The organism is Pseudomonadota bacterium, assembly GCA_030775045.1.
Taxonomy (GTDB): Bacteria; Pseudomonadota; Alphaproteobacteria; order JALYJY01; family JALYJY01; genus JALYJY01.
The window spans coordinates 11,355-14,950 of record JALYJY010000038.1; the positions used below are offsets into that span (position 1 = coordinate 11,355).

Below are 3,596 nucleotides of genomic sequence, written 5' to 3' on the forward strand. Positions count from 1 at the left end.
CATCCTGGGGGTCGAGATCAAGGGTGCCCGGCGGTGGATCCATTTTCCCGGTCTGTCCCTCCAGCCCTCCGAATTTCTCAAGCCCGCCTTTGCCGTGACAGTGGCGTGGCTTTTTTCCCGACACCGGACAAGTCCCGGGTTTCCGGGAAACACCCTGTCCGCTGTTCTGTACGGGCTGATTGTCCTGCTGCTTCTGCTTCAGCCGGATCTGGGCATGACGGTGCTGATCAGCGCGGTGTGGTTCATCCAGCTGTTTCTGGCCGGTCTCCCCCTGCTGGTCACGGGGATCCTGGCGGGGGTGGGCATTCTGGGAGTCATGGGGGCCTATTTCCTGTTTCCCCATGTGCAGAGCCGTATTGACCGCTTTCTGGATCCGTCCAGCGGGGACACCTATAACATCGAGCGCTCGCTCGAGGCTTTCATGAATGGCGGCGTTTTTGGCACAGGGCCGGGACAGGGCACCGTCAAGATGGTCCTGCCCGAGGCCCACGCAGATTTTGTCTTCTCGGTCGCCGGCGAGGAAATGGGCCTGATCTTCTGCCTGTTCATGGTCGCGCTGTATGGCTTTATCGTTCTGCGCGGCCTGTCCCGGGCCACGACCCACGGCAACCTGTTCTGCCTTCTGGCGGCGGGCGGCCTTCTGGCCCAGTTCGGTCTCCAGGCCCTGATCAACATGGCCTCCGCCCTGCACATGATTCCCACCAAGGGCATGACACTGCCCTTCGTCAGTTATGGAGGATCGTCGCTTTTGGCGCTGGGGCTGGGTATGGGCATGGTGCTGTCCCTGACACGCCGGCGCACGGCAGAGGAGGCAACGTGACGGCACCTGTCGTTCTTGCAGCCGGCGGCACCGGTGGCCACATGTTTCCGGCCGAGGCGCTGGCCCGGGTTCTCGCGGACCGCGGCTGCCCTGTTGTTCACATGACGGACAGCCGGGGCAAGGCCTTCAGCGCCAGTGTACCGGAGGTGCAGGTCGAGCGTCTTTTCATTCCGTTCCCGAAAGGTGGTTTTCCGGCAAAGCTGAAAGCCGCCGCCGGCATGGCTGTGGCGTTCTGTCAGGCCCGGCGGCGCCTGGCCCGGCTTCGGCCCTGTGTTGTTGTAGGCTTTGGCGGTTATCCCTCTGTTCCTGCAGTTCTTGCGGCCTGGACCTTGCGTATTCCTGTGGTGCTGCACGAGCAGAATGCCGTCCTGGGCCGGGCCAACCGCTTGCTGGCCCGCCGGGCAAGGCTTCTGGCAGCGGCCTTCAATTCTGTCGAACGGGTTCCGCCCGGACTGCGCATGGAGTGTGTGGGAAACCCGGTCCGCCCGGCTATCGCAGCCCTCGCTGGCAGGCATTATGAGCCTCCCCGTCCTGACGGGCCGTTCCATGTCTTTATTACGGGGGGAAGCCAGGGCGCGGCCGTGTTCGGCATGGTTATCCCCGCAGCGGCTGGCCTGCTGCCGGAAGACCAGCGCCGGCGCCTGCGGGTTGTGCATCAGGTCCGGCCCGAACAGCTGGAGGATGTGCGCCGGGCCTGGCAGGATATGGGCGTCGAGGCCGAGGTCAGCGCCTTTTTTACGGATATGCCGGAACGTCTGGCCTGGAGCCACCTGATGATCAGCCGCAGCGGAGCCTCAACGCTGGCCGAGCTGGCCATGGCGGGCCGCCCTGCCGTTCTGGTGCCCTATCCCGCCGCCGCCGATGATCACCAAAGCGTCAATGCCAGGATCATCACCGGCAATGGGGCAGGCTGGCTGATGCCCCAGCCGGAATTTACCCCGGGAACCCTGTCGGTCCTGCTGGCAGACCTGATGTCCCCTGAGGGAGCCGGATATCTGGAACAGGCCGCCCGGGCCATGAAGTCCCACGCCCGCCCGGATGCAGCGGAAAAACTGGCCGATGCGGTGCTGTCGCCGGGTAGAAAACAAGAAGCTGGCGTCTCCGACAGGACTTGAACCTGTGACCCCCAGTTTAGGAAACTGATGCTCTATCCAGCTGAGCTACGGAGACAGCCGGGCTTCTTATAACAGGGGTTCGTGAGAAAAGAAAAGACGTTCTGCAGCCTGAAAAAAGGCATAAAAATCTTCCACTGACGGGTGACAGGCCCTATATATCCTTGCTCCGGTTTATACAGCGGCGGGAAGATCCTGATGGATGTGTTTGCGGTTTCAGACATTGTTGTCATTGGCCTTCTGGCGCTTTTCCTGATCTGGCGGCTGCGCCAGGTTCTGGGCCGCCGTCCGGAGAATGACCAGGAGGCTCCGGCAGCGAGGCCCGCGGGAATCCGGGAACCTGCAGGCCCTGAAAGGGAAGAACCTCCCCTGTGGGAACAGACAGAGGAAGAGCTTTATACCCTGGCGGGGGGACTGGAACAGATCCGCAGGGCCTCTCCCGGTTTTGACGAAAAGGACTTCCTGAAAGGCGCGCGGGAGGCTTTCCGGATGATTGTCACCGCGTTTGCCGCAGGGGACCTGTCCGGCGTAAGGTCGTTTCTGGGTGAGGATGTCCTGCGGGAGTTCGAGGCCGATATCCGCCGTCGGCAGGCGGCCGGCCAGGCCCGCGAGACCACTCTTGTGACTGTCCGCGATGCGGAGATCCACGAGGCCCGCATGGACGGGGCAAAAGCCCGGATCGTTGTGGAATTCAGGTCACAGCAGATCAACGTGGTCCGGGATGCCATGGGCAATGTGGTCGAGGGCGATCACCGGCCCGCAGAGGTGACCGATACATGGACCTTTGTCCGGAACACAACATTGAAGGATCCCAACTGGATGCTGGTCGATACGGGAACGGGAGCAGGGTAGATGAAGGTTCTTCGCACAGGCCTGAAAATGGGCGGCCATATGGTCAATCTTGTCCTGACCACCCTGGTTGTCCTGCTGACCTCTTCCTGTACGGTTCCGCAGAAGGACATGCCGGCAAAGGTTGTCCTGAAGCCCGTGACCTTCGCGCACCTGCCCGGGTGGGAAAACGACATGCTGGAAGAGGCACAGGAAGTTTTCCGTCGCTCGTGCGGAAAATTTTCTGCAGGGCCGGCGGACCGGGCCCTGGGGGGCGCAGAAGGGATTTTCGGCACCATGGCTGACTGGAAGCGGGTGTGCGAGGTGCTGAACCGCCAGACCTTTGTGGCTGTGCCGGCCCGCACGTATTTCGAGGAAAACTTCAGCCCGTTCCTGGTCATGAACAACGATAACCCTGAAGGGTTGTTTACCGGGTATTACGAACCCCTGCTGAAAGGATCACGGACCCGCAGCGACCGCTTTTCCGTTCCCCTGCTAACCCGTCCGGCCGACCTTGTGATGGTGGATCTGGGCGAGTTCCGTGACGAACTGAAGGGCCAGCGTATCGCGGGCCGTGTTGTGAGTGGCCAGCTGAAACCCTGGGAGGCGCGCGCCGCCATCGAGCAGGGGGTCCTGTCCGGCAAGGGGCTGGAGCTGGTCTGGCTGGATGATCCTGTGGCCGCCTTTGTGCTGCATATCCAGGGATCCGGCCGCATCGCCCTGGACGACGGGACAGAGATGCGTGTGGGCTATGCGGCGCAGAACGGACACCCCTACACAGCCATCGGGAAAGTCCTGGCGGACCGGGGTGAGATCCCGAAAGACCAGGTTACCAT

General features: G+C 62.4%; 4 protein-coding genes and 1 tRNA gene. 4 read left to right on the plus strand and 1 reads right to left on the minus strand.

The window, feature by feature from the left end:
* Positions 1–820: FtsW/RodA/SpoVE family cell cycle protein (locus M3O22_04795; GenBank protein MDP9196075.1), on the plus strand; the 820-nt coding region annotated here is incomplete at its 5' end.
* On the plus strand, positions 817–1,935 hold the full coding sequence (gene murG, locus M3O22_04800) for an undecaprenyldiphospho-muramoylpentapeptide beta-N-acetylglucosaminyltransferase (protein ID MDP9196076.1): 1,119 nt from the start codon (positions 817–819) through the stop codon (positions 1,933–1,935). The genes M3O22_04795 and murG, both read left to right, overlap by 4 nt.
* Here the strand turns inward: murG and M3O22_04805 are convergent.
* A tRNA-Arg gene (locus tag M3O22_04805) sits at positions 1,914–1,990 on the minus strand. The genes murG and M3O22_04805 overlap by 22 nt on opposite strands.
* A gap of 140 nt (positions 1,991–2,130) precedes the next feature.
* Here M3O22_04805 and M3O22_04810 point away from each other — a divergent pair.
* A complete protein-coding gene (locus M3O22_04810; protein MDP9196077.1) occupies positions 2,131–2,784 on the plus strand; it encodes a Tim44/TimA family putative adaptor protein in 654 nt (217 codons plus the stop codon).
* Positions 2,785–3,596, plus strand: an 812-nt coding sequence (locus tag M3O22_04815; protein MDP9196078.1) for an MltA domain-containing protein, incomplete at its 3' end; no start/stop codon positions are given. It lies immediately after the preceding gene.